Here is a 25,092-nt window from a genome sequence, read left to right on the forward strand (position 1 = left end):
TTAAGTTTAAGTTTTCTTAATTGGGGTACTTAGGAGGTAAGAGAAGTGAAAGTTATCAAGAATTTGTCAATTAGATTAAAACTAATAATTACATTTGTTGTTATAGTTTTAATGATGTTAGCAGTAGGGATTATAGGTAATTATGGGGTTAGTACTATATCTAATAATGCAGATAATATGTACAATGTGAATTTAAGAAGTGTAGATACTATTCATTCAATTAAAGAAGATGTAACAGGTATTAATGTTTATCTTCAAAATATAATTGTTTATAAGGATGCAGCACAAACTGAAGAAGCAACAAAAGCGATTGGTGACTTAGATAAAAATCTTAGAAAATCTATGGATCTTTACGGTAAAGAATTGTTAAAAAATGAAGATAAAGAAGTTTGGAAATCAATAAATCAAGATTACTTAAAATATGCCAATGCTAGGGAGCAAGTATTGAATTTAACAAAAGAAGGAGATTATGATACAGCGACTAGTAGATTAGAAGATGTAAGTGATATAAGGAAGCAGCTTTCAGATAATTTAGAAAAGATAATTACTAAAAATCAAAATGATGCAAAAGTACAAGAATCCTCAAATGCTTCAACTAAAAGTGGAGTAATAATAAAAATGTACCTTATAATAGGGGCTGGCTTTATAATATCTCTAGCACTTGCAACAATATTATCAATTTACATAATAAAGGTAATAAGACAAGGTTTGAATTTTGCTAAAGCTCTATCAGAAGGAGATTTAACATATTCATTAGAAATAGATTCGAAAGATGAATTTGGTAAATTAATTGGAGCTTTAAATGAAGCAAGAGAAAGAATCAAGTTTATAATAAAGAAGATATCAGAACAAACACAAGAAGTTTCAGCATCAAGTGAAGAATTATCAGCAACTCTTGAAGAGATGTCAAGTACATTTGTAAATATCGAAGAAAATACAAGTAACATAGTTCAAAACATTCAGGATATAAATGCAGTAACAGAAGAATTATCAGCGACAGTGGAAGAAGTAAATATAGGGATAACACAATTATCGAATAATTCAACTGATGCAAGTGAACAATCAGTAGAAATAAAAGATAGATCTGAAAACATTAAAGAAAGAGGAGTAACTTCCGTTAAAGTTGCAGATAATCTATATGAAGAAAAAGAAAAAAATATCATTAAATCTATTGAGGATGGAAAAGTTGTTAGTGAAATATCAGTAATTGCTAATTCTATAGCATCAATAGCTGAACAAACTAATCTTTTAGCTTTAAATGCGGCAATTGAGGCAGCTAGAGCAGGAGAACAAGGAAAAGGATTTGCTGTTGTTGCGGAAGAAGTAAGAAAGCTAGCAGAAGAATCAGCAGGTTATGTAGAAAATATTCAAAGAGTTATTAAGAATGTTCAAGGAGCCTTTGATAATTTATCTGCAAATTCAAGAGATGTTCTTGGATTTATAGATAATAAAGTTAAAGAAGACTATAATCTTCTTGTTGAAACAGGAGAGTTATATGGTAAAGATGCTACATATGTAAGTAATCTTTCACAAAATATTGCGTCAATGTCTCAACAATTAAATGCATCAACTGATGAAATAGCAAGGGTTGTACAAAGCATGGCAGAAAACATGCAAAATACAACAAATAGATCAGAAGATATTTTAACAGGTATTGATGAAACTTCAAAAGCAATAGAACAAGTTTCTATTGCAGCTCAACATCAAGCTGAAATTGCAGAAGTTCTAAGTGCATTAGTTAGTGATTTTAAAATATAAGATGTAACAAAGAACTATATCAAATTTTTGATATAGTTCTTTTTAACTAAAAAGAACAGATTAGATAACTAACACTATTATAAATAACTTATTATCTATATTTAATCTATAGACTAAATATAAACAAATCACTACCTGTAATAATGCTTCGTTCCACCATATAAGATATTTACATAACTTTAAAAAACCTTATGGCTTAGTAAAATCACTACAACACCGAATATGATGTGAGCTAGACTCTATAGAATAAGTTGGAATATCATAGTGATAGAAAGACTTCAACCACTATAACACTTTTCCTAACTCTATAAAATCCATAACTTCTTACAAATCATAATAAGAATTGTAAGGTGGCTTATCTAATCTGTTCTCTGATATTATGTTACCCCAAATAAGCTGAAGTATACTATGGAAAGTATTTCAATAAAATAAAATTATAACTGTACAACAGATGAAACATAAAGCATAATTATTACAGAACATTTTTTAGGGGGACTAAAATGAAAAGATCATATGATTTTTATAAGTGGAGAATATGGATAATTCTTTCACTAACTTTTGTTATGTCATTATTTCATAGAAGTGCGTTAGGAGTAGTGTCAGATGATATAGCAAGGACATTAAATTTATCAGCTATTCAGTTAGGAAACTTAGCTTCAATAACTTTTTATAGCTATGCTATTATGCAAATACCTGCAGGAATATTACTAGATGTTTACGGATATAAAAAAGTAAGTATTTTTGGAGTAGTTTTCACTGGCATAGGTTCAATTTTACTAGGATTTTCGGAAAATATTTGGATGGCGTATGGAGGAAGGCTTTTAGTTGGTATAGGAACTTCAGTAATATTTATTTCAGTGTTAAAAGCTCAATCTATTTGGTTTAGTAAGGAACAATTTTCTAAAGCATCATCAAAACTATCTTTTATAGGCAATTTAGGAGGAGTAATAGCAACATTTCCATTAGCTGCTATGGCTATAGCGCTAGGTTGGAGGAAATCCTTTTATATAATGGGATTAGCTTGTTTTTTTATTGGATTTATGGTTTATAAATATGTATATTCATCTCCAATGGATGTTGGGTTTAGCGCTGTAGGAGATGAAACTAAAGTTCAAAAAATTAAATTAGGACTTGCATTAAAAAGAGTTGTTAGTAATAGGGCAACTTGGAGAAATTTTTTTATTTTATTTTCGTTAGTAGGCTGCACAACAGCATTAACAGGATTATGGGGAGTTTCATATTTTACATCAATTTATGGAGTAGATAAGACTACATCAGCCTTTTACATATCATTTATAATTTATGGATTAGTTGGAGGGTCAATTTTAGTGGGAAATGTAGATAGGTTTCTATCTAATCCTATTAGAACATTCCCAAGAATAAGTTTAATTGTTAACACAAGTATTTGGATATATATATTAATAATTGAAGGCGGAAAACCTCCAATAAAAGTAGTTCCATATTTGTTCTTTACAATGGGGATGTTTGCAATGGCTCATATTCTGTGCTTTACAGATATTAAGGAAAAAGTTGATAGTTTATATATAGGAATAGCTACAAGTGTTGTTAATTCAGGGGAATTTGTTGGAAGCTCAATAATTAGTATTTTAATAGGTTATTTTTTAGACTTTAATTGGAGTGGTGAAATAAGTAATGGTGTAAAGATTTATGGGCTAGTAGAATATAAAATAGCATTTTTTATTTTTTTAGTCATTTCAATACTAGGTATAATTATGACTTTTATTAAAGATAAAGAAGTAAGTATAGAAGAGAAAGAAATGAGTTGCATGAATGTTTCGTAAAGTAAAGGGGAGAAATATATGATTTTCTTTGGACATTTAGGAATAACAACTGGAGCAATGAAGATTTATGAAAAAGTTTCAAGTGAAAAATATGATATTAAAACAAAATTGGATTATAGAGTAATTTTAATTGGGTCTATACTACCAGATATTATAGATAAACCAATTGGAGCAGGTATATTTAGAGGAATATTTCATAATAGTCGAATATTTGCGCATACTTTAATTTTTTCAATTAGCTTATTACTTATTGGATGTTATAAGTTGTATAAAAGTAATAAAAATAGAATATTGCTGTTAGGAATAAGTAGTAGTATACATTTAATACTGGATAGCATGTGGTTATTTCCATCAATATTGTTTTGGCCTTATTTTGGATTTAAGTTTCCAATAAGGGCAGAAGGAGATTGGTTAAAAAGTGATTTCATTAGATTAATAACTGATCCAAGTTACTTTATACCTGAATTGATAGGTTTTTGTATTATAGGATATTATTTTATACGTGTAATTAAGAGAAAAAAAATTAAGGAATTTATCTTAAAGGGTGAGTTATAGTGATAAGGGTCCAAGAATAAACAAGTTCTATTATAATTTACTAAGAGGCTGTAAGAATAGTAAGGTTATACTTACAGCTTCAAGATATTTATACATTAAATTTAGTTTTAAATTCCTCTATAATTTCGATTCCAGCACTGGTTCCTAATCTTTCAGCTCCAGCTTCTATAAACTGTAATGCTGTTTCTAGATTTCTGATACCTCCAGCAGCTTTTACTTTAACATTATCCTTAACTATAGATTTCATAAGTTTTACATCTTCTAATGTAGCTCCAGAAGTACCAAAGCCTGTAGAAGTCTTAATAAAATCAGGTTTTACTTTTAGAGCTATTTCACAAAGTTTTATTATTTCATCTTTTGTAAGATAACAATTTTCAAAAATAACTTTTGATATTACATTATTTTCTCTGCAAATTGAAACGATATTTTCCATTTCAGTAGTTATATAGTCATAATTTCCATTCTTAAGTTCAACAATATTTATAACATAATCTATTTCATCGGCGCCTTTTTTTATAGCATCCTTAGTTTCGAAGATTTTGCATTCAAGGGTAGTTTGTCCTAGAGGAAATCCAATAGCAGCACCTACATGTACAGTTGAGTTTTCTAAGTATATGCAACATAACTCTGTAGCAGAAGGATTTATGGCTACCATTTTAAAGTTGTATTTTTTACTGTCCTCACAAAGTTTTTTAAAATCATTATTAGTTACGTAAGGTTTTAAAAGAGTTTGATCAATCATATTAGCTAAATCGTTTACTGACAAGTTTACATTCAATTAAAATACCTCCTATAATTGCTAAAGTTATATATATATTTTACCACATAAAATATATAAAGATTTATAAAGTAGACACATAATTTTTATTAGGTAAAAAAACAGAAGCCATAATATATAGTAGGCTTCTGCAAATATGATGCTATTTACATCTTTCTTTTAATTTTATATAAAGCATTTCTTTCGCTAGTTTTGGGTTTGCTTTCCCTTTAGAAAGTTTCATTACTTGCCCCATCAAAAAACCAGCAGCCTGAGTTTTACCAGAAGTAAAGTCTGATATCGATTGGGGATTGTCATCTAGAACTTCAGCAATTATCTGTTCTAATTCATAAGTATTACTAATTTGAAATAAGCCTTTAGAATTAACTATTTCAGTTGCAGACATACCAGTTTTAAATATTTCATCTAATACATCTTTTCCAGTAGTAGAACTTATCTTGCCATCTTCTATAAGCTTAATTAAATCATATAGAGCTTTAGGAGTAACTTTTATTGAAGTAAATAAATCTGCTTCATCATCTACTTCTTTTAATAATCTTAACATATCGCCAAGAATCCAATTAGCAGCAGTTTTTGAATTAGTGCCAAGAGCAACAGTTTCCTCATAAAAAGAAGCTAACTCTTTGTTGTCTAGAATTATATCAATTTCTCTTTCTGTTAAGCCATACTCACTAATAAATCTTATTTTCTTTTCTCTAGGCATTTCAGGTATGGAGCATTTAATTGAATTAATTTGTTCTTGAGTAATTATTATAGGAAGTAAATCAGGCTCTGGGAAAAACCTATAATCATGAGCATCTTCCTTACTTCTCATAGGTATAGTTTCACCTCTAGTACTATCCCACCTTCTAGTTTCTTGTTTTATCTCAAGTTGTTCACCTAAAGAGTATAATGAATTCTGACGTTTTTCTTCTTTTTCAAGAGCCTTTTGAAGCTCCTTAAAAGAGTTAATATTTTTAATTTCTACTTTTGTATTTAATGAAGTATCACCAAATTTTCTTATGGAAATGTTAGCATCACATCTTATAGATCCTTGCTCCATTCTGCAGTCAGATATTTCTCCATATTGAAGTATACTTCTAAGTGCCCTTAAGAATATGACAGCTTCTTCAGGAGAACGAAGATCTGGCTCAGTTACTATTTCAATTAAAGGAACACCTACGCGATTGTAATCTATTAATGAGACTCCGTCAGCTTCTAAGTGAACTAGCTTTCCAGCATCTTCTTCAATATGAATTCTATTTAAATTTATTTTTTTAGTTTTTCCATTTATGTTTATTTCTACATATCCACCGGAGCAAATAGGAATATCAAATTGTGATATTTGATAGGCTTTAGGCAAATCAGGGTAGAAGTAATTCTTTCTATCCATTTTACTTAATTTATTAATTTCACAGTTTAATGAGATTCCAGCTTTAATTGCTAATTTTATTACTTCTTCATTAAGAACAGGAAGAGTGCCCGGAATACCAAGACATATAGGGCAAGTATTATGGTTGGGTTCTGCACCAAACTCAGTAGAGCAAGAACAGAAGATTTTAGATTTGGTTTTTAATTCAGCATGTATTTCAAGGCCGATGATTGTTTCTAAACTCATAAATGATTCTTCCTTTCTTCGTAACCTAAATTGGTGCAAGAGTAGAAATTTTTAATTCTTGCTCTAAAGCATAAGCTATCTTAAATATTTTTTCCTCACTATAATGAGGACCAATTATTTGCATACCAATTGGTAGTCCATCATTACTTATTCCTGAAGGGATTGAGATTGCAGGTAAACCAGCAATATTGATGTTAATATTATATATATCACTTAAATACATTGATAATGGATCTTGAATCTTATCACCGAGCTTAAATGCCAAAGTTGGAGATACAGGGCTTAGAATAACATCATAGTTCTCAAAAACTTTCTTAAACTCTTCTTCAATTTTTATTTTAAGTTGTTGAGCTCTTTTGTAATAAGTTTCATAATAACCAGAAGAAAGTGCATATGTCCCAAGCATTATTCTTCTTTTTACTTCTGGACCAAAAGCCTCAGTTCTACTTCTCTCAATTAAATCGTGAGTGTTAGTAAATTCTTTTGGTCTATAACCATATCTAATGCCATCAAATCTAGCAAGGTTTGAGCTTGCTTCAGCTGAAGAAATAACATAATATGCTGACAAGCCTTCTTCAGTAATAGGTAATGAAATCTCTTCAATTACTGTGCCTAAATTATTTAGTTTCTCAATTGCATTAAAAATTGAATCCTTTATTTCTTTATCAAGTCCATTTCTGAAGAACTCCCTAGGAATTCCTATTTTCATTTCTTTAATACCAGATCCGATTGAAGACAAATAGTCTTTTTGTATTTTCTCCTTACAAGTAGTGGAGTCTAATGGATCATCTCCTTGAATTACTTCTAAAGTTAATGCAGCATCTTTAACTGATTTTGTTAATGGCCCTATTTGATCAAGGGAAGAGCTAAAGGCAATGAGTCCATATCTAGAAACTAATCCGTAAGTAGGTTTAAATCCAACTACACCGCAAAATGAAGCAGGCTGCCTAATAGAACCACCTGTATCTGAACCAATTGAGAGAGTAGCTAAACCAGCAGCAACAGCTGCAGCAGAACCACCAGAAGAACCTCCAGGGACTCTCAAAAGATTCCAAGGATTTTTAGTTACTTCAAAAGCAGAATTTTCAGTAGAAGAACCCATAGCAAATTCGTCCATATTTGTTTTACCGATTAGTATTGCATCTTCTTCTAATAGTCTTTTGACTATGGTAGCGTCATAAGGTGGGACAAAATCTTCTAGCATTCTCGATGCGCAAGTAGTAGTTATTCCATCTGTACAGATATTATCTTTTATTGCAATCGGGACACCTACAAGTTTTCCAGTAGGGATGCCAGTTCTAATTTTTTCATCAATAGTTCTTGCTTGAACAATCGCTCCCTCTTCACATAGCTTTAGATATGCATGAACCTTCGGTTCCACAACTTTAATTCTTTCAAAAAGTGAAGTAATAACTTCTTCACAAGAAAAAAGTCTTTCTTTAATTCCTTTAATTATTTCAGTTGCTTCCATTGCTTCGATATTCATACTTTCAACCACCTATTCAATAATCTTAGGAACAATAATTGCAGAGTTTCTAAAAGATTTCACATTAGCAAATAGTTTTTCTTTTTCTTCAAAATAAATATCCTCATCTTTTCTAAGCACTGGTTTTAAGTTTTTAGAAAAAGTATCTAATTTTATATCACATAAATCTAATTTATCAATAGTTTCAAAATGAGTTAATATACTTTCAAGCTCCTTGGACATTTTTATTTCCTCTTCCTCGGAAAATTTAAGCATAGCTAATCTTGAAATATAATTGACTGTCTGTGCAGTAATTTTCATTATTAAATCCTCCTATTTAAGTCTGTAGGACAGGGTTTTAAGTTCAACTAATAACTTATTAATACTTGATAATGTTAATATTAATATATTAGCACATTATTGGAAAATCAATACTAATTAAAAAAGTTTTAGCAAAGTCATTATTAAACTTTACATTGGATTGAAATAAGTTTAAAATTAAGATAATAAAAAACTAATTTGCTTAGGATAATGGCGTCCAATTTTTTTTGGACGCCATTTTTTTATTTATAAAAAAATAGTATAAATTAATCAATAATCAAGAAATTTTTGGGGGGAAACCAGAATGTATATTACTTATGATGATTTACTAAGTTTGCCACAAATGAAAAAGGCTAAAGTTGTATCTGGAGAAAAAGGATTAGATAAATTTATTGAATGGAGCCATGTAGTTGAGCTACCAGATGCATTTAATTGGATTAATTCTGGAGAACTAATATTTACAACAGGAATAGGACTTGAAAACCATGAAAAAGATTTGCTTAGAATAGTAGAAGAGCTGTATAAAAAAAGTGCTGCTGGATTAGTTCTAGTAATGGGCCCATATATAAAGGAAATTCCAAATTCAGTTAAAGTATTATCAAATAAATGTGCGATTCCGATTTTAGAAATCCCATATGAAATTAGAGCAATTGATATAACATACAGCATGAGCAGAATATTGTTTGATAATTATATTAAAGATAAATCAATGAATGATTTGATGCGTGAACTTATTTATCAAGAATTTAATGAAGAATTTTATGAGAGAGCCGTATACTATGGATATAATCCACAAAGTAAATATGTTGCATCAACAATTCAAGTTGACAATTTACTTGAAGATTTGTTAAGTAACAAATCTATTGTAGAGAGTAAAAATTTAGATATTGGTGCAGCAATATTAAATATAGTTAGATGTATCTCTAATAAGTATAAGAAGAGTATATTTTATATTTTACAAGGAACTAATTTAATTTATTTCTTGCCAATAAGTAATGAAGATCAATGGGATATTGAGATAAATAAAATTAATAGTGAAATAAAAGATACTGTTTGTAAAAAACTGAATGGATTAACAGTAAGTATAGGTATAGGTGAACCTTGTAATGACTTAAAGTATTTCAAAAGAAGTGTAGGGGAAGCACAAAAGGCACTTAAAATATTAAAAGCATGCGAAAGAAGTAATGATTTAAGAAGTTATAAGGAACTAGGGATATATAGAATATTCTTTAGAGCCAGAGATAATGAGGAATTAATGAGTATATATAATGGAGTGCTCAAAGATTTAATAGAGTATGACAAAAAAAATAATAGTGACTTAGTACACACATTAGATATATTTTTAGCAGAAGATTGTAATATAGGTAAAACAGCTGAGGAGTTATTTATACACAGAAACACATTGAAATATAGGATTACAAGGATTCAGGAAATTTTATCATGTGATTTTGAGAATGTTAATGAATGTTTTACTTTAAGACTAGCTTATAAAATAAAAAAATTTATTGGATATGTAGAGCCTAATTTATTATAAAAAATTCAATAAAATATAAGAACAGGTATGTTTATATAGCATACCTGTTCTCTATTACTAAAATGTTACATCACTATACTGATTAAATAATCCCATAAGACTTTAATTTTTTTACAAAAGCTAATTTATCTGGAATTTCATAAACAGTTTTTGTCTTTTTTCCTGTTGAGCTAAATGAAGCTTTGCAGTTTGTACAACTATAGGTCTTTTCACCTGTGCTCATGTTGAATCTCTCGATTACTCTATCAGAATTACAATGGGTACAGTATTTCATAAAGGCCCTCCTTAAATAGTATTTAATATCTTATTATGAGTTTATTATAACATCGAGTTAAGGAATAAACAACCCTGTAAAGGTATAAATATGATTTTTATTATTTCCTATATGGCCATTTTATGGAGAATATCCATAAAGGTTCATAGATAAAATATATATACAAGGGGTACAGCTATGATTTAAATTAGTCAATATGGTAAATAATGGATAATAAGATTAATTTATAAATTGTTCAGAATTTGTTTAGATTTTTTTAAGTTTTTATTAAGTAGCTAGGTTTATACTTTTATTTAGGTAATATATAGATAAGAATAATTTTTATATAAGTAATTTGAATATAAACTCAATGAAAGTTGGATACTCAAGAAATAATAAGGAGTAGTGGTAGTAATGAATAAAAGAATTCTAATTTTGACAGCAGCTACAGGCCAAGGGCATAATTCGGTTGCTTATTCGTTGAAAAAAGAATTAGAGTTACAAGGAAATGATGTTAACTGTATTGAATCGTTTAGAGTAACTGGAGATAAATTAGACAAGTTTATGACTGGAGGGTATGAGATTTTAGCAACAAAAACTCCAAGCTTATTTGGATTATTATATAAAGTTTCTAATCATAAACTAACTAGTCATGGTATTAATAAGTTGATAGAGAAATGTACTAAAGAAGATATTTTAAAAATAATTGAAGAATATAAGCCTAATCTAATAATTTCTACTCATCCATTATTGGTTAGTGTTGTAGCATCTTTAAAAAATGATGGTTCTATAAATGTCCCATTTATATCAGTTGTTACAGATTATAAGGCTCATAGAGCATATGTGGAAGAAAATGTTGATGCATATGTGGTTGGCAGCGAATATACTAAAGAAAGCTTAGTTTATAATGGAGTAGAAGAGAAAAAGATACATACCTTTGGAATTCCGGTAAAAAGAGACTTTTTAAAGACAACTGCAAATCATAAAAATGATGATTTATTCACAATACTTCTAATGGGGGGAAGCATGGGATTAAAATCCATGAAGAAAGCATTGAAAAGGTTGATGTTAGCATCAGTACCTCTAAGAGTAATAGCTGTATGCGGAAATAATGAAGTTTTAAAAAATCAGCTAGAAAGTATATATTCTAGTGTACCACTAGATAAAGAATTAGTTGTATTAGGATATACAAATAATATTCCAGATTTAATGGATATTTCTGATGTTATAATTACTAAGCCGGGAGGAATAACTGTTACAGAAGCCTTAACTAAAAAATTACCGCTTATAATACCATACTATATACCAGGACAAGAAGAGGAGAATGCAAGATATTTATTAAGTGAAAATATAGCCATCTGTCCAGATATAGATGAAATAGATGAGATAATTACCAGTTTGGTAAGAGATAAAGAAAAGTTAAATAGAATGAGAGTAAATATAGAAAAGTTAAGCCAAAATGTATCTTTAGAAAATACACTGGCTTTAGTTAAAACACTATCAGTAGGATAGTGATAAATAAATCATAATTAGTGAATCAATTTTGTTGATTCACTAATTTTATTTAGATTACTTTTCAAAAAAAGAAAAAATAAAATAATAAACAATGATATAATTTAGTAACACAAGAGATTACAGAAAAAGTGAGAGTGATAGAATGAATAATACTGAATTAATTATATTTGATATGGATGGTTTGATGTTTGATACAGAGATAATATCAGCGAGAGCCTGGTATGAAGCTGGACAAGCATATGGGTATGAATTGGATAAAGACTTTTTATTTGGATTCATTGGAATGAATGTAAATTCTATTGGGAATGTGTTTAGAAAGGCTTATGGCGACGAGTTTCCGTTCGATGAAGTTAATAAATTTCAAAAAGAAAAATTGGAGAATATATTAGATAATGAGGGCTTTGAAATTAAAAAAGGACTTTTAGAAATATTAGACTATTTAGATGAGAAAAAGATTAAAAAGGCTGTAGCTACTTCAAGTGGTAGAGTGAAAGCAACAAAATTAATTTCAAAAGCAGGAGTTTTAGATAGATTTGATACTATTGTCTGTGGAGATGAAGTTACGAAAGGAAAACCAGATCCTGAAATATTTTTAAAGGCCTGTAGTAAGCTTAATGTTGCTCCTGAAAATGCACTAGTATTAGAGGATTCTGAAAGAGGACTTTTAGCTGCCAATGCTGGAAATATCAAGTGTTTAGTTATCCCAGATTTAATAGAAATTTCAAATGAAAATAGACATCTTGCCTCTTCAATTTTAGAGAGCTTAATAGATATTAAAGAATTGGATTTGATATAAAAAACAATAAGTAAATAAAATGTGATATAATGACATTGCTTAAATTACTTCAGGAGAGGGATAAGTAATGATTAGAAATTGTATGGAAGATATAGTTAATAATGTAATAACAATAGTTTTAAACGATTATAAAGAGATGTGTAAATGTGAAAAGTGTATCCAGGATATTAAGGCAATTGCACTTAACAACTTGAAGCCATTGTATGCAGTTACAAGTGAAGGAATGGTATATTCTAAAATGAAGGAACTAGAAAATCAGTTTAGAATTGATGTTATAAATCAATTGGTTAGTGCAACGGAAATGGTACTAAAAAATCCAAAACATTAATGCCTAAGATATTAATACTTTGATAATTTTTTTATAATACATACAATAGTATAGATTATTCAAGATAATAGGTATAAAATATAACTGATACTTATATTTTGGAGTGATATTATGAATATTATTGAAGCTATTTATAAAAGAAAATCAATAAGAAAATACGTACCTTATAACATTTCTCAAAGCGACTTTGGAGAAGTAGAAAATTTAGTAAACAATGTTCAAAGTCTATATTCAGATATACAAATGAAAATCACATTAATTAAAGAAGGTATAAAGATACAAGAAATAAGTAAGGGCATAATTGGGAGTTATGGAAAGATTGAAGCTCCTCATTATATGGTAATTACTTCTGAAGAGAAAGAAGGCTACCTCGAGAATATAGGATATACACTAGAACAATTAGTTTTAGAATTGGCAGATAGAGGGATTGGGACATGCTATATAGGAGGATCCATTAAAAAAGAGTTGTTAAAAGATATAATGGAAATTCCAAGTAATCAAAAACCAATTATCGTAGTGGCTTTTGGATATCCAGCAAATGAGCCAGAGTTAGAAATAAAAGAAATTGAAAACTTTAAAAGAAAAGCTTTAGAGGATATAATTATTGGAAACTATGAGGAGAAATTTAAAGAGATATTTAATTTAGTTAGAGTTGCTCCTTCAGCTATCAATTTGCAACCTTGGAGGCTATATGTAAATGAAAATAGTATAGATTTGTATGCTAACAAAGGGAATATATTAACTAAGGGGTTAAGTCATTTTAGTGAACTAGATTCAGGAATTGCGTTAAAGCATTTAGAACTAGGATGCAAAGAAAGAAATATAACTTTTGAGATTAAAAATCAAAAGCTTGAAGATAAAAAGAATTTAAAATACATAACTTCGGTTATGTTATAAGAATAAGTATAGAAAATCATATGATTTTGTCATGTGATTTTTTTCTTTTTAGAACAACTATTTTATGAAATTAGTCTATAATTATTTAATAGAGTAATTATGTTTGAGGTGAAGCAGATTTTGGTAAAAGCATTAGATGTATTAGAAAAGTATTTTGGTTATAAAAGTTTTAGAAAAGGACAGCTCGAAATAGTAAACACAATAATAGAAGGAAATGATGTTGTATCTATAATGCCTACAGGTGGAGGGAAATCAATATGCTATCAAGTTCCTGTCCTTTTGCTTGAGGGAATTACAATTGTTATATCTCCATTAATTTCTCTAATGAAGGATCAGGTGGATTCACTAAAAGAAAATGGAATTAATGCCTTATATATAAATAGTTCCTTAAGTTCAAAGGAATTTAATAAAGCAATTGAAGAAGTAAAAAATGATGAGTATAAGATAATTTATGTAGCACCTGAAAGACTTGAATCATATGAGTTTATTTCAGTAATTTCACAGAAAAATATTTCTCAAATTGCAATTGATGAAGCACATTGCGTATCTCAATGGGGACATGATTTTAGAAGCAGTTATAGAAGAATATCCTCATTTATAGATATGCTTCAAAGAAGACCTGTAGTAACTTCATTTACTGCTACAGCTACTGAGGAAGTAAGAGAAGATATAATAAAATTGTTAAGGTTAAATAATCCTGAAATATTTATATCGGGGTTTGATAGAGAAAATTTAAAGATAGATATAGTAAAAGCTGCACCAAAAAACAAATATTTACTTGAATATTTAAAAGCTAACCAGGATGTATCTGGTATTATATATGCAGCAACAAGAAAAGAAGTGGATTCAATATTTGAATTATTATTAGTGAATGGCTTTAATGCTGGTAGGTATCATGCTGGTATGAGTGATGTAGAGAGAGCGGAAAATCAAGAAAAGTTTATTTATGACAAGACAGATATAATGGTAGCAACTAATGCTTTTGGGATGGGAATAGATAAACCCAATATTAGATATGTAATTCATTATAATATGCCTAAAAATATAGAAGGATATTACCAAGAAATCGGAAGAGCGGGAAGAGATGGACTTGAAAGTGAATGTGTAATGCTATTTACTCCAGGAGATGTACATACACAAAAGTATTTAATAGAGATGAGTACTGAAAATCCACAAAGAAAGTCATTGCAATATAAAATGCTTCAAAGTATTGTTGATTTAGTGCATAGCAATAGCTGTTATAGGAAATATATATTAAATTACTTTGGAGAGAACTATTTAGGTGATTGTGGTAAGTGTAGTAATTGCAATAATTTAGGAGAATTAATAGATAAGACACTAGATGCACAGAAAGTGTTGTCCTGTATATATAGAATGAGAAGAAGTTTTGGAGCAACTGTAATAATTGATGTACTAAGAGGATCTAATAATAAAAAGATTTTAGATTTAGAATTTAATAAGCTATCTACTTATGGAATTATGAAAAACTATTCTAAAGATGAGTTGAAAAATTTTATTAATACTCTTATCTCCCATGGATTTATTGATTCTGTTGAGGGTACATACCCAGTTATAAAGTTAAATGATAAATCATTTAGGGTACTAAAAGGAACTGACAATGTAACCTTTAAAGAGGTAAAAATCAAAGCAAAAGCAATGATTAATGATAATTTGCTTGATAAGCTAAAATTATTAAGAAGATTAATAGCACAAGAGAATAAAATACCCCCATACTTAGTTTTTGGTGATGAAACTTTAAAAGAGATGAGTGTTAAAATTCCAAAGACAAAAGAGGAAATGCTTAATATTTCTGGAGTGGGAGAAGTTAAATATGATAGATATGGAGAGAAGTTTATAAAAGAAATTTTGGATTATGTAAAAGAAACAGCTAAGAGTCCGGATGGCAATGACAAAGAAAAGAAAGTTTTAGAAATATCAACTGACGAAGAGTTATACTTGGAGTTAGTGAAGCTTAGAGGTACTTTAGCAGAAAAGGAAGGACAATTACCTCAATATATCTTATCAAGAAATACACTGAAAGAAATAAGCGGGAGATATCCTAATACATTAGAAAAGTTAAAAGATATAGGTGGAATTGGAAACAAAAAATTGGAGTTATATGGTGAGAAAATAATTGCTTTGGTTAACAATTATGTTGCAGAGAAGAAGTTGGAAGTAGAGTGGTATGATAAAGGTAGTAAAAAGACAATAATAGATGGAGAAGAAAGAAAAATAGAAGAAATGGCAGTAGACTTTCTTAAGGAAGGAAAAGAAATAGAGGATATTTCTAAGGAATTAGAAGTCTCAATTTCAACTATACTTGGATACGTTACTGATTTTATTTTGGCAGGTAATAAATTTGAAGTAGGTCTAGAATTAGATAAATTTATTAAGGAAGGAGAAGAAAAGTTAATAATAGATGCCTGTGACAAATTAGGATATAAGTCTATAATTCAATTAAAAAAACACTTGCCTAATGAAATAAAATACGAAGCTATAAGAGCAGTAATATTAAAAAAATATATAGTGGTATAATTATATTAAGGTTGCATTTTATAGTTATTTTTAGTTGTGAGAATTATGGAGGTGTTAGATATGTCAGTAGAAAATGAAAGAGTAAAATTAAATAATGACGTAATTATTCCGCAGATCGGATTTGGAACATTTAAAATTCCGGATGGAATTCAAACACTAGAAGCAGTAAGAGAGGCATTGGATTTTAGGTACAGACATGTAGATACAGCAGCTGTTTATGAAAATGAAGCAAGTGTTGGTGTAGCTGTTAAAGAAAGTGGCTTAAAAAGGGAAGAGATATTTATAACTAGTAAGTTATGGGTTTCTGACTTTGGGTACGATGAAGCACTAAAAGCATTTGAAAAAACTATGAATAAATTAAAGTTAGATTATTTAGATTTATACTTACTGCATTGGCCAAGAGCTTATGAAGTAAATAAAAATACCTGGAAGGCACTTGAAAGATTATATGATGAAAAAGTTATTAAATCAATAGGAGTAAGTAATTTTAAAGTTCATCATTTAGAGGAACTACTTAAGAATGCAAATATTGTGCCGGCTATTAATCAAGTGGAACTACATCCAACTTTCCAGCCAATAGACATAATTGCATTTTGTAAAAAGTATGATATTAAAATAGAGGCCTATTATCCATTTGCACATGGAGAAACTATTAATGATGAAAGGCTTAAAGTCTTAGCAAGTAAGTATAATAAATCAGTTGCACAGTTAGTATTAAGATGGCACTTGGAAAAAGGGTATATTCCGTTACCGAAATCAACCAATAAAGAGCATATACAGAGTAATCTAAATATATTTGATTTCGCTGTCTCAAATGAGGATATAGAGTTTATAGATAAATTAAATACTGGGGTAAGAAGAGGAGTAGATCCAGATAAAACTCCATTTTAAATAAATTTAAAAAATCGGGGGCTATTATGTATAAAGATTATAGAAAGTTATTTGAATCATTAAGTATTTATAGAGGGTTGCTTGAAGATTCAGTGGTAAAAAAATTATTTAAATTGGTTTGTAGTTATAAAAGAGAAAATATTGATTTTGTTGATTGTATATCAATGTATAATGATTTTTACTATGAATTAATGGAAAAAAGTCATGGTAAATCATTAAAAGAATATATAGTAATGAGTATACTATTCAGTGAGAATACTTTTAGTAGAATTGCCCAGAAGACAGATTATACTAATATAGATAGACATATACTAGAAGCAGCTGCTAAGGATTTAAATATTTTAGGGAAAATATCTGAATTTTCATATTTAGATGTTAAAGAAATATTTAGTGAAGAAAAATATGAATATTCATGCTGGGATGGAGATTCGTGTGATAAAGGTGATGTAACTTATAAAGAGATATTTAAGAAATTTTTCGAAGATAATAATTGGGGAAGCTTAGTTAAGGATGTTGCAAATTTTCATAGAGAAAATGGAGTAGGGGTCTTTGGAAAATTCAAGGGTTTTGTTTGGGAAGATAATGAGCTTCAAGGTGTGGTTTCATTAGATCCAATAAGATTAGATAATTTAATTAAATATAATAGAGAAAGAAAAATAGTTGTTGATAATACAATAGCGTTTATAAAAGGGTTGCCTGCAAATAATATTCTTCTTTATGGAAGTAGAGGGACAGGAAAATCTTCAACCGTAAAAGCATTATTAAATGAATACTATAATTCAGGTCTTAGAATTATTGAAATACCTAAGCCTTATTTGCATACTTTTCCTAAGCTAATAAAAAAACTAAAGGAGTTGCCACAGAAGTTTATATTGTTTATTGATGATTTAGCTTTTGAGGATAGTGAGGAAACATATACTGCTTTAAAAGCAGTTCTTGAAGGTGGACTAGAGAGCAAACCTAAAAATGTTATAATTTATGCAACATCAAATAGAAGACATCTAATTAAAGAAAAGTTTAGTGACAGAGCAGGTATGACTCACGGTGGAGATGAGGAAATTCATGCGATTGATTCAATGGAAGAGAAACTTTCTTTAGCAGATAGATTTGGTATAACAGTAACTTTTATAGCTCCAAATCAAAAAGAGTATTTGGAAATTGTAGAAGAAATGGCTGAAGAAAGAAAAATATTAATACCAAAAGATGAACTTCATCGAAAGGCAGTACAATGGGAAATGAGTTATAATGGAAGATCTCCAAGAACAGCAAAACAATTTGTAGACTGGCTAGAAGGGGAAATAGTGGATAAGTAGTATATGCTGGTTATTAATAAAATAAAAAATTAATAGGGCTTAAATTAAAACATTGTCAAATTTTTTACAAAAGAAGGAATTTATGTGTAAACGTTGAATAATGATAAGGATATACTGATTTATTTATATTTAAATCAAGTTTCTATGGGGTGAGGGAATGGTTGAGTTTTTTTTGTATGGTTGCGCTACAGGGGCTTCTCTTATAATTTTATATTATATGGTGGTAAATTCTAAACGCAATAAAAAACTTAAGAGAATTATTAATCAACAAAAGAGAATTTTAAAATTAGTACAAATGTCAAAAGATATTATATATTGTTATCAAATAAAACCTGAAGGTAAGTTTACATATTTAAGCCCATCAATTGAAAAAATTTTGGGAAAAAATTTAGTTAAGAGCTGCTATTCAGATTCTAGTATTCCATTACAATTAATACACCCTGATGATATAGAAACTATACATAAAAAAATTAGTGGTGAAATTAACTTTGATAAACCTATAGTTCAAAGATGGAGAAATGATAAAGGTAAATATATATGGTTCGAAGAATATGCAACTCCGATATATAGAAAAGGACAATTAGTTGCAATACAAGGTATAATAAGAAACATAGACGATAAAATTAAATTTCAAGAAAGTTTGGAATATAAAATATGTCATGATTCTTTTACGGGATTGTACAACAAGGAATTTTTCTTAAGAGCTTGCGAAAAATATAATAGAGATATAAATACGAGAGCTGCCATTATTGTGTGTGATTTAGATAACTTGAAGATTACAAATGATACCCACGGACATATGGAAGGAGATAATTTAATTAAGGAAACAGCAAATATATTGAATAAATTTTCATCAAAAAATATAATTGTATCTCGTATTGGTGGAGATGAATTTGCGTTACTTATTGTAAGGAAATCTCAAAATTTTATAAAAGAAATTATAGAAAAGATAAACAACGAATTAAATTATCATCATGAGCAAGAAGTAAATATGAATATGTCAATAGGTTATGCATATACTGAGAGTTCTTTAGGAGATATGGATGCTCTATTTAGAAAAGCAGACAAGAACATGTATGTTATTAAGAATAATAAGAAAGCAATATAATCTAGTTTTTAGGTTAAAATATTTATTGATAATTAAAGTTTGTTAATTGTATAATAATCTTGAGGTGAAAGCAATATGTATAAATTCGCATACGAAGGCAAAAATTATGAAATTAAAGAAGATAATTGTGAATATTTTTTTATAGATGAAGAAAAAACAATCAATAATTTTAATTTGCAAGATATTTTTAAATTAATAGACGAAGCAGAAGAAGTAAATTTTGATAAGGGGTATTATCTTGAATCATGTTCAAAATGCCAAGGAAATAAAGATGATCAAGAGAAATACTACGAATACTTAGAATATCACTTTTATGTATTCACTAAAAAAGGAGAATATGTAAGCAGTAGTATATCAAAAGATTATGAGCCTAATTCATTTGGAAGATTACTTAGATTAGGAAAATTCGATGATAGCTTCATGGTTAGTGTAATAATATGCAAGAATTGTGGAGACTGTACAATAGAAGTAGAACAATGCGATATGTAAATTAATAAATAAAAACTGCCTTTGGGTGGTTTTTTCTTTTACCCAATAATACGCTATAATATAAATATATTATAATTAGCGGGGGACAATTATGAGTAAAACAAATGCAATGAGAATATTAGATTCACATAAAATAAAATATAGTGTATTTAGTTATGAATATAAAGATAATAAGATAGATGGTGTTGAAGTAGCAAAAAAGATAGGAAGAGATCCTATTCAAGTATATAAAACTTTAGTAACTCAGGGAACTTCAAAAGAAATATATGTATTTGTTATCCCCGTTGAAAAGGAATTAGATTTAAAAAAAGCTGCAATTATTGCTGGAGAGAAAAAAATTGATATGATTGCAGTAAAAGATATAAATAAATACACGGGATATATACGTGGAGGGTGTTCACCTATAGGCCAAAAGAAAAAATACAAAACATTTATAGATGAATCAGCAAGTGAGATTGACTATATAATAGTTAGTGGAGGAAAAATAGGGCTTCAAATAGAACTGTTAGTTAGTGATTTATTGCTAATAGTCGAAGGTAGTTTAGAAGATTTGACTAAAAATGTGTAAGGGGTGGTATTAGTTGAGTAAGAGAAAATTAGAAAATTTTAAAGGGTGCTTACTTGGAGGTGCTATCGGAGATGCATTAGGATGGCCAATAGAGTTTTTAGGTATAGATGAAATTAAAGATAAGTTTGGAGAAAATGGTATAGAAGATTTAGTTTTAGGAGCATTCGGGAAGGCAGAGATAACAGATGATACACAAATGACATTGTTTACTGCTGAGGGACTCTTAAGAAACAAAGTAAGAGAAAACTTAGAAGAAGAGTCAGAAGCTGATATTGATTTCACAACAATTATGCATAATGCATATTTAAGATGGCTATCAACACAGGAAAGATTACCTAAAATAAAAGATAGAATCTTACATAATAGTTGGCTTGTTCAAGTTTGGTCTTTAAGCAAATTGAGAGCTCCAGGAAGTACTTGCTTAAGTGCATTAAGAGAAGAAGAAATAGGTATAATTGATAATCCAATTAATAGTAGCAAAGGGTGTGGAGGAGTTATGAGAGTAGCACCAGTAGGATTAATATATGGTATGGAAGAAGCTTTTGATATAGGATGTAAATGTGCAGCTTTAACTCATGGGCATCCTTCAGGCTATCTTTCAGCAGGTTTTTTCTCTGCGCTGATATCTCAAGTTGTATCAGGAGAAGACTTGAAAGAAGCAGTTCTTAAATGTTTAAGTTTATTAAAGAAATACCCCAATAGTGAGGAATGCGTGGAAAAAATACAATTAGCCTTGGAATTAGTGGATTCAAATGAGCTTAGTAATGAGGCTATTAGAGAAATTGGAGAAGGCTGGATTGCAGAGGAAGCTATATCAATTGCAGTATATTGTGCCCTTAGATTTCAAAATGATTATAAGAAAGCTATAATAACTGCAGTGAACCACAACGGAGATAGTGATAGTACAGGGGCGATTACAGGCAATATTTTAGGTGCTTATTTGGGAGTTTGCGGTATACCAAATGATTATATAGAAAATATTGAATTATTCGAACAGATTTCTGAAATGGCTGAAGATTTATATATAGGCTATGAAGAAAGTGATAAATGGAGAAATAAATATCCAGGAAAATAATGTTTAGAAGTATGTACTTAATTGGGAAATTATTATAAAATAGTATAATATAAATGATAATTGGTATCAATTAAGGGGGCGAATTATGAATAGATTATTTAACAAATTAAGTTTATCAAAAGAAGGACATAAACCTCAATTGATGGCAAGGGACTTTGTGAAATATATTGGACCTGGTTTATTAGTTACTGTTGGATTTATTGATCCAGGGAATTGGGCATCTAATCTAGCAGCAGGTTCAACTTACGGATATAAATTATTATGGATGGTAACATTATCTACAATAATGTTAATATCATTACAGCACAATGCAGCACATCTAGGTATTGTAACTGGGAAATGCCTTTCTGAGGCAGTGACAGCATATATGAATTCAAAGTTATCCAAAGTCATATTAGGGACAGCAGTTTTTGCTTCAGTAGCTACCGCAATGGCAGAAATTTTAGGGGCAGCAATAGCACTTAATATGCTGTTTAGTATTCCAATTAAGATTGGAGCAATTTTAACACTTATAGTAGTTTGCTGGATGCTCTTCTCAAGTTCATATAAAAAATTAGAGAAGATAATAATTGGATTTGTTTCACTCATTGGATTAGCTTTTATAGTTGAGGTAGTAATGGTTAATGTTAACTGGGGTGAAGCAGTTCATGGTTGGTTCGTTCCTAGTTTTCCACAGAATGCTATGCCTATAATAATGAGTGTGCTTGGTGCAGTTGTAATGCCGCACAATTTATATTTGCATTCGGAAATTATTCAGAGTAAACAATGGAACCTTCAAGATAAAGATATTATGGAAAAACAACTAAAGTATGAATTTATGGATACCTTAGTATCAATGACTATAGGATGGGCAATTAATAGTGCAATGATTTTGGTAGCAGTAACATTTTTTGCAAGAAATGTTCAAGTTACTGAATTAAGTGAAGCACATGTTATGCTACAACCTCTTTTAGGTAATTCTGCAGCATTAATTTTTGCTATAGCACTATTATTTGCTGGAATATCTTCAAGTGTAACAGCGGGTATGGCTGGGGGAAGCATATTCTCAGGAATATTTAATGAACCGTATGATATTAAAGATAGGCATACTAAAATAGGGGTAGGAATAACACTTGTTTTAGCTACAATTATTATATTCTTTGTTACTGACCCATTTAAAGGATTGGTATATTCTCAAATGTTATTAAGCATACAATTACCAATTACAATATTTACTCAAATATATCTTACATCATCTCAAAAGGTAATGGGAGAGTATAAAAATAGGGGAATGGAAAAATTCTTGTTAATAGCAATAGGAATAGTGGTTGCGATTTTAAATATTATGCTTTTATATAGCACTATAAGCTAAGAATTTCTTTAGTAGTAGTAAATAGGGTTTATAGGAAACTCAATTTATTCTTGTTTAATATCAGGCAGGAATAAATTATTAGTTGAACTTAAACCTATAATTAATTTACTACTACTTTCATTTTTAGAGATTGTGAAACTATGAACTTTGATTTAAAATTTATATGTGAAGATGTTGTACTTAGGAGGATATTGATGAAAATATTAGCAAGTGATTTAGATGGAACATTGGTAAATAATCAATTAATTAGTGACGAAGATATTATTGCTATAAAGAGATTAAAGGAAAAGGGACATAAATTTGTTGTTTCTACAGGTAGAACTTATCATGGATTTAGACTTATCTTCGACAAATATGATGTTGAGTGTGACTATCTTGTCTTATGTAATGGATCAATAGTTATGGATGGTGACCATAATATTTTATACAGAAACTTTATTAAAAGTGAAGTAGCTCTGGAAATGATAACTGAATTCTTAGATAATGATGATTTGTGTTTATACTTTGATGATGGACAAGATACATATTTAGTAGAAGGGCATTATATAGAAGAGAAAGAATTTAATATTGGAGAATATGCATCAAAAATAATTACCAGAGAAGAAGTAGATGATGCAGATAGAAAATATCAAATAATTAGTGTTTTCCCCAAAAACAAATCAGCAGAAGATGCAGAGCAAATTCGTGAGAAGCTTCAAAAAAAATATGGGGAACATTTAGAGGTGTTTAGAAATCAATTCTTCTTAGATATTGCACCTAAAGGATGCTCCAAAGGTATGGGACTTAGACAGATAATTGATAATGTAGACGAAGATTTTGGAGATCTATATGCAATTGGGGATTCGCTAAATGATTTGTCAATGTTTGAAATAACTGATAATAGCTATACATTCCATCATGCAGAAGAAATAGTAAAAGGTAGAGCAAATAATCATGTTAACCATGTACATGAATGTATTAGTGATATATTAAATATAAATTATTAGTATAAAAAAAGGTCCAAGTAGTTACTTGGACCTTTTTACATAAACTATAAATTATCTGCAGGAAAGACCAAACCAATTTGCTTTCTTACGTTTTCTGTAACTCGTATAACCTCTAATGAACGGTTATGAGAGTTTATTGAGGATTCAAGTTTGTTCTCATTAATTAAACTGATGAATTCATTAGCTTCATAATACATATCATCTTCAATTTGAGGGACAGAAATATCTTCTGTTTCACCATTGTTGTAGATAATTTTAATTGATTTTTGAGTTGTAATTGAATTAATTAATATACTTCCTTTTTCGCCTTGAATCTCTGAAGGAATATAAGAATTACTTATTTTTGAATATGTTAATATACCGTCCATACCATCATATTCAGCAATTAAACTTCCCTCACCATCAATTCCATTGTGGAAAATTAGTCCACTTGCCTTAATATTTTTTGGTGTTCCAAATAGGTGAATCATTGGATGAATACAATATACACCTATATCCATCAAAGAACCATTTGAAAACTTTGGATCAAATGCATTTAATATCTCCCCTTGTTTATACTTATCATATCTTGATGAATATTGACAATAGGAAAAAGTAAATCTCCTTACAGTACCAATCTTTGAAAGATTTGCTTTTATTGCTTCAAAGCCAGGTAAAAGAGTAATTTTCATTGCCTCCATAAGAAGAACGTTATTTTCATTTGCAGCATTTATCATTGCTAATGCTTCTTTTTCATTTGAAGCAAATGCTTTCTCAGAAATAACATGTTTTTTATTATTTAAAAATATTATTGCTTGAGGAGCATGAAGAGAATTGGGACTAGCTATGTAAACAGCATCAATTACATTGCTTGCAGCCATTTTATTAATATCAGTAAATATGTTATCAACTGAATATTTATCAGCAAATTCTTTTCCTTTTTCATAGTTTCTCGAATATACCGCAGTAAGCTTAAAATCTTTATTTAATGAAGCACCTTTAATAAAAGCTTCCGTAATCCAATTGGTTCCCACTACACCAAATCTAACCATATTTATTCCTCCTTTTTTGTATTATTTTATCATAACATCATAACAATATAAAATGAAAAATATTTAATAAAAGTTTTTACTTATATTTGCCAGCATGATACTATAATTATATATAGACTAATTTTGAATTTAGATAATAATGGAGG

At 29.2% G+C, this 25,092-nt stretch carries 23 protein-coding genes; 17 read left to right on the forward strand and 6 right to left on the reverse strand.

The annotated features are described in order from the left end of the window. Positions 1 to 45 precede the first annotated feature (45 nt). From L1S47_RS18375 to L1S47_RS18385, 3 genes are all read left to right on the forward strand, one after another. Positions 46 to 1,758 (forward strand): methyl-accepting chemotaxis protein, encoded by a 1,713-nt coding sequence (locus L1S47_RS18375; protein WP_238885955.1) that lies wholly within the window; start codon positions 46 to 48, stop codon positions 1,756 to 1,758. Between the two features lie 500 nt (positions 1,759 to 2,258). Continuing rightward, entirely contained in the window at positions 2,259 to 3,560 is a 1,302-nt protein-coding gene (locus tag L1S47_RS18380) for an MFS transporter (protein ID WP_238885959.1), read from the forward strand. A gap of 18 nt (positions 3,561 to 3,578) precedes the next feature. Then, positions 3,579 to 4,115: a metal-dependent hydrolase gene (locus L1S47_RS18385; protein WP_238885961.1), complete on the forward strand. Its 537-nt coding sequence runs from the start codon at positions 3,579 to 3,581 to the stop codon at positions 4,113 to 4,115. Between the two features lie 88 nt (positions 4,116 to 4,203). On the opposite strand, the gene deoC is transcribed toward L1S47_RS18385, so the two are convergent. The 4 genes from deoC to gatC form a co-directional block, all read right to left on the reverse strand. After that, positions 4,204 to 4,893 (reverse strand): deoxyribose-phosphate aldolase, encoded by a 690-nt coding sequence (gene deoC / locus L1S47_RS18390; protein ID WP_373689122.1) that lies wholly within the window; start codon positions 4,891 to 4,893, stop codon positions 4,204 to 4,206. A 142-nt stretch (positions 4,894 to 5,035) separates the two neighbouring features. After that, positions 5,036 to 6,490: an Asp-tRNA(Asn)/Glu-tRNA(Gln) amidotransferase subunit GatB gene (gene gatB, locus L1S47_RS18395; protein WP_238885964.1), complete on the reverse strand. Its 1,455-nt coding sequence runs from the start codon at positions 6,488 to 6,490 to the stop codon at positions 5,036 to 5,038. A 25-nt stretch (positions 6,491 to 6,515) separates the two neighbouring features. Then, positions 6,516 to 7,976: an Asp-tRNA(Asn)/Glu-tRNA(Gln) amidotransferase subunit GatA gene (gene gatA / locus L1S47_RS18400; RefSeq protein ID WP_373689123.1), complete on the reverse strand. Its 1,461-nt coding sequence runs from the start codon at positions 7,974 to 7,976 to the stop codon at positions 6,516 to 6,518. Between the two features lie 12 nt (positions 7,977 to 7,988). Next, the gene (gene gatC, locus L1S47_RS18405; protein ID WP_238885966.1) at positions 7,989 to 8,276 is read right to left on the reverse strand and encodes an Asp-tRNA(Asn)/Glu-tRNA(Gln) amidotransferase subunit GatC; all 288 of its coding nucleotides are present in this window, start codon (positions 8,274 to 8,276) and stop codon (positions 7,989 to 7,991) included. A 304-nt stretch (positions 8,277 to 8,580) separates the two neighbouring features. On the opposite strand from gatC, the gene L1S47_RS18410 reads away from it, so the two are divergent. Continuing rightward, positions 8,581 to 9,810 (forward strand): PucR family transcriptional regulator, encoded by a 1,230-nt coding sequence (locus L1S47_RS18410; protein ID WP_238885973.1) that lies wholly within the window; start codon positions 8,581 to 8,583, stop codon positions 9,808 to 9,810. 82 nt (positions 9,811 to 9,892) lie between these two features. On the opposite strand, the gene L1S47_RS18415 is transcribed toward L1S47_RS18410, so the two are convergent. Then, complete coding sequence (locus L1S47_RS18415; protein ID WP_202766127.1) at positions 9,893 to 10,084, reverse strand: hypothetical protein; 192 nt, start codon at positions 10,082 to 10,084, stop codon at positions 9,893 to 9,895. Positions 10,085 to 10,477: 393 nt separating this feature from the next. Between L1S47_RS18415 and L1S47_RS18420 the strand changes: the two genes are divergently transcribed. The 13 genes from L1S47_RS18420 (at position 10,478) to L1S47_RS18480 (ending at position 23,915) form a co-directional block, all read left to right on the forward strand. Next, positions 10,478 to 11,575: a glycosyltransferase gene (locus L1S47_RS18420; protein ID WP_238885975.1), complete on the forward strand. Its 1,098-nt coding sequence runs from the start codon at positions 10,478 to 10,480 to the stop codon at positions 11,573 to 11,575. Between the two features lie 145 nt (positions 11,576 to 11,720). After that, positions 11,721 to 12,374 (forward strand): HAD family phosphatase, encoded by a 654-nt coding sequence (locus L1S47_RS18425; protein ID WP_238885977.1) that lies wholly within the window; start codon positions 11,721 to 11,723, stop codon positions 12,372 to 12,374. A 67-nt stretch (positions 12,375 to 12,441) separates the two neighbouring features. Continuing rightward, entirely contained in the window at positions 12,442 to 12,702 is a 261-nt protein-coding gene (locus tag L1S47_RS18430; protein ID WP_202766130.1) for a late competence development ComFB family protein, read from the forward strand. Between the two features lie 111 nt (positions 12,703 to 12,813). Next, a complete protein-coding gene (locus L1S47_RS18435) occupies positions 12,814 to 13,599 on the forward strand; it encodes a nitroreductase family protein (RefSeq protein ID WP_238885979.1) in 786 nt (261 codons plus the stop codon). 99 nt (positions 13,600 to 13,698) lie between these two features. Then, positions 13,699 to 16,134 carry a DNA helicase RecQ gene (gene recQ, locus L1S47_RS18440; RefSeq protein WP_275297878.1) on the forward strand — a complete coding sequence of 812 codons (2,436 nt, stop codon included), beginning with the start codon at positions 13,699 to 13,701 and terminating at the stop codon, positions 16,132 to 16,134. A 60-nt stretch (positions 16,135 to 16,194) separates the two neighbouring features. Further along, positions 16,195 to 17,025, forward strand: a complete 831-nt coding sequence (locus L1S47_RS18445) for an aldo/keto reductase (RefSeq protein ID WP_238885981.1) — start codon at positions 16,195 to 16,197, stop codon at positions 17,023 to 17,025. Between the two features lie 26 nt (positions 17,026 to 17,051). Then, positions 17,052 to 18,338 (forward strand): ATP-binding protein, encoded by a 1,287-nt coding sequence (locus L1S47_RS18450; protein ID WP_238885983.1) that lies wholly within the window; start codon positions 17,052 to 17,054, stop codon positions 18,336 to 18,338. A gap of 157 nt (positions 18,339 to 18,495) precedes the next feature. Continuing rightward, positions 18,496 to 19,446, forward strand: a complete 951-nt coding sequence (locus L1S47_RS18455; protein ID WP_238885985.1) for a sensor domain-containing diguanylate cyclase — start codon at positions 18,496 to 18,498, stop codon at positions 19,444 to 19,446. Positions 19,447 to 19,521: 75 nt separating this feature from the next. After that, on the forward strand, positions 19,522 to 19,935 hold the full coding sequence (locus L1S47_RS18460; RefSeq protein WP_238885988.1) for a DUF3785 family protein: 414 nt from the start codon (positions 19,522 to 19,524) through the stop codon (positions 19,933 to 19,935). Between the two features lie 91 nt (positions 19,936 to 20,026). Then, positions 20,027 to 20,503 carry a Cys-tRNA(Pro) deacylase gene (ybaK, locus tag L1S47_RS18465; protein ID WP_238885990.1) on the forward strand — a complete coding sequence of 159 codons (477 nt, stop codon included), beginning with the start codon at positions 20,027 to 20,029 and terminating at the stop codon, positions 20,501 to 20,503. A 13-nt stretch (positions 20,504 to 20,516) separates the two neighbouring features. Continuing rightward, positions 20,517 to 21,578 carry an ADP-ribosylglycohydrolase family protein gene (locus L1S47_RS18470; protein ID WP_238885992.1) on the forward strand — a complete coding sequence of 354 codons (1,062 nt, stop codon included), beginning with the start codon at positions 20,517 to 20,519 and terminating at the stop codon, positions 21,576 to 21,578. An 85-nt stretch (positions 21,579 to 21,663) separates the two neighbouring features. Further along, entirely contained in the window at positions 21,664 to 22,929 is a 1,266-nt protein-coding gene (locus tag L1S47_RS18475; RefSeq protein ID WP_238885995.1) for an Nramp family divalent metal transporter, read from the forward strand. A gap of 194 nt (positions 22,930 to 23,123) precedes the next feature. Next, on the forward strand, positions 23,124 to 23,915 hold the full coding sequence (locus tag L1S47_RS18480; RefSeq protein ID WP_238885997.1) for a Cof-type HAD-IIB family hydrolase: 792 nt from the start codon (positions 23,124 to 23,126) through the stop codon (positions 23,913 to 23,915). Positions 23,916 to 23,959: 44 nt separating this feature from the next. Here the strand turns inward: L1S47_RS18480 and L1S47_RS18485 are convergent, their stop codons facing one another. Further along, positions 23,960 to 24,946: a Gfo/Idh/MocA family protein gene (locus L1S47_RS18485; RefSeq protein WP_238886000.1), complete on the reverse strand. Its 987-nt coding sequence runs from the start codon at positions 24,944 to 24,946 to the stop codon at positions 23,960 to 23,962. Between the last annotated feature and the right edge of the window lie 146 nt (positions 24,947 to 25,092).

The organism is Clostridium sp. YIM B02551, assembly GCF_022324735.1.
GTDB lineage: Bacteria > Bacillota > Clostridia > Clostridiales > Clostridiaceae > Clostridium_T > Clostridium_T paridis.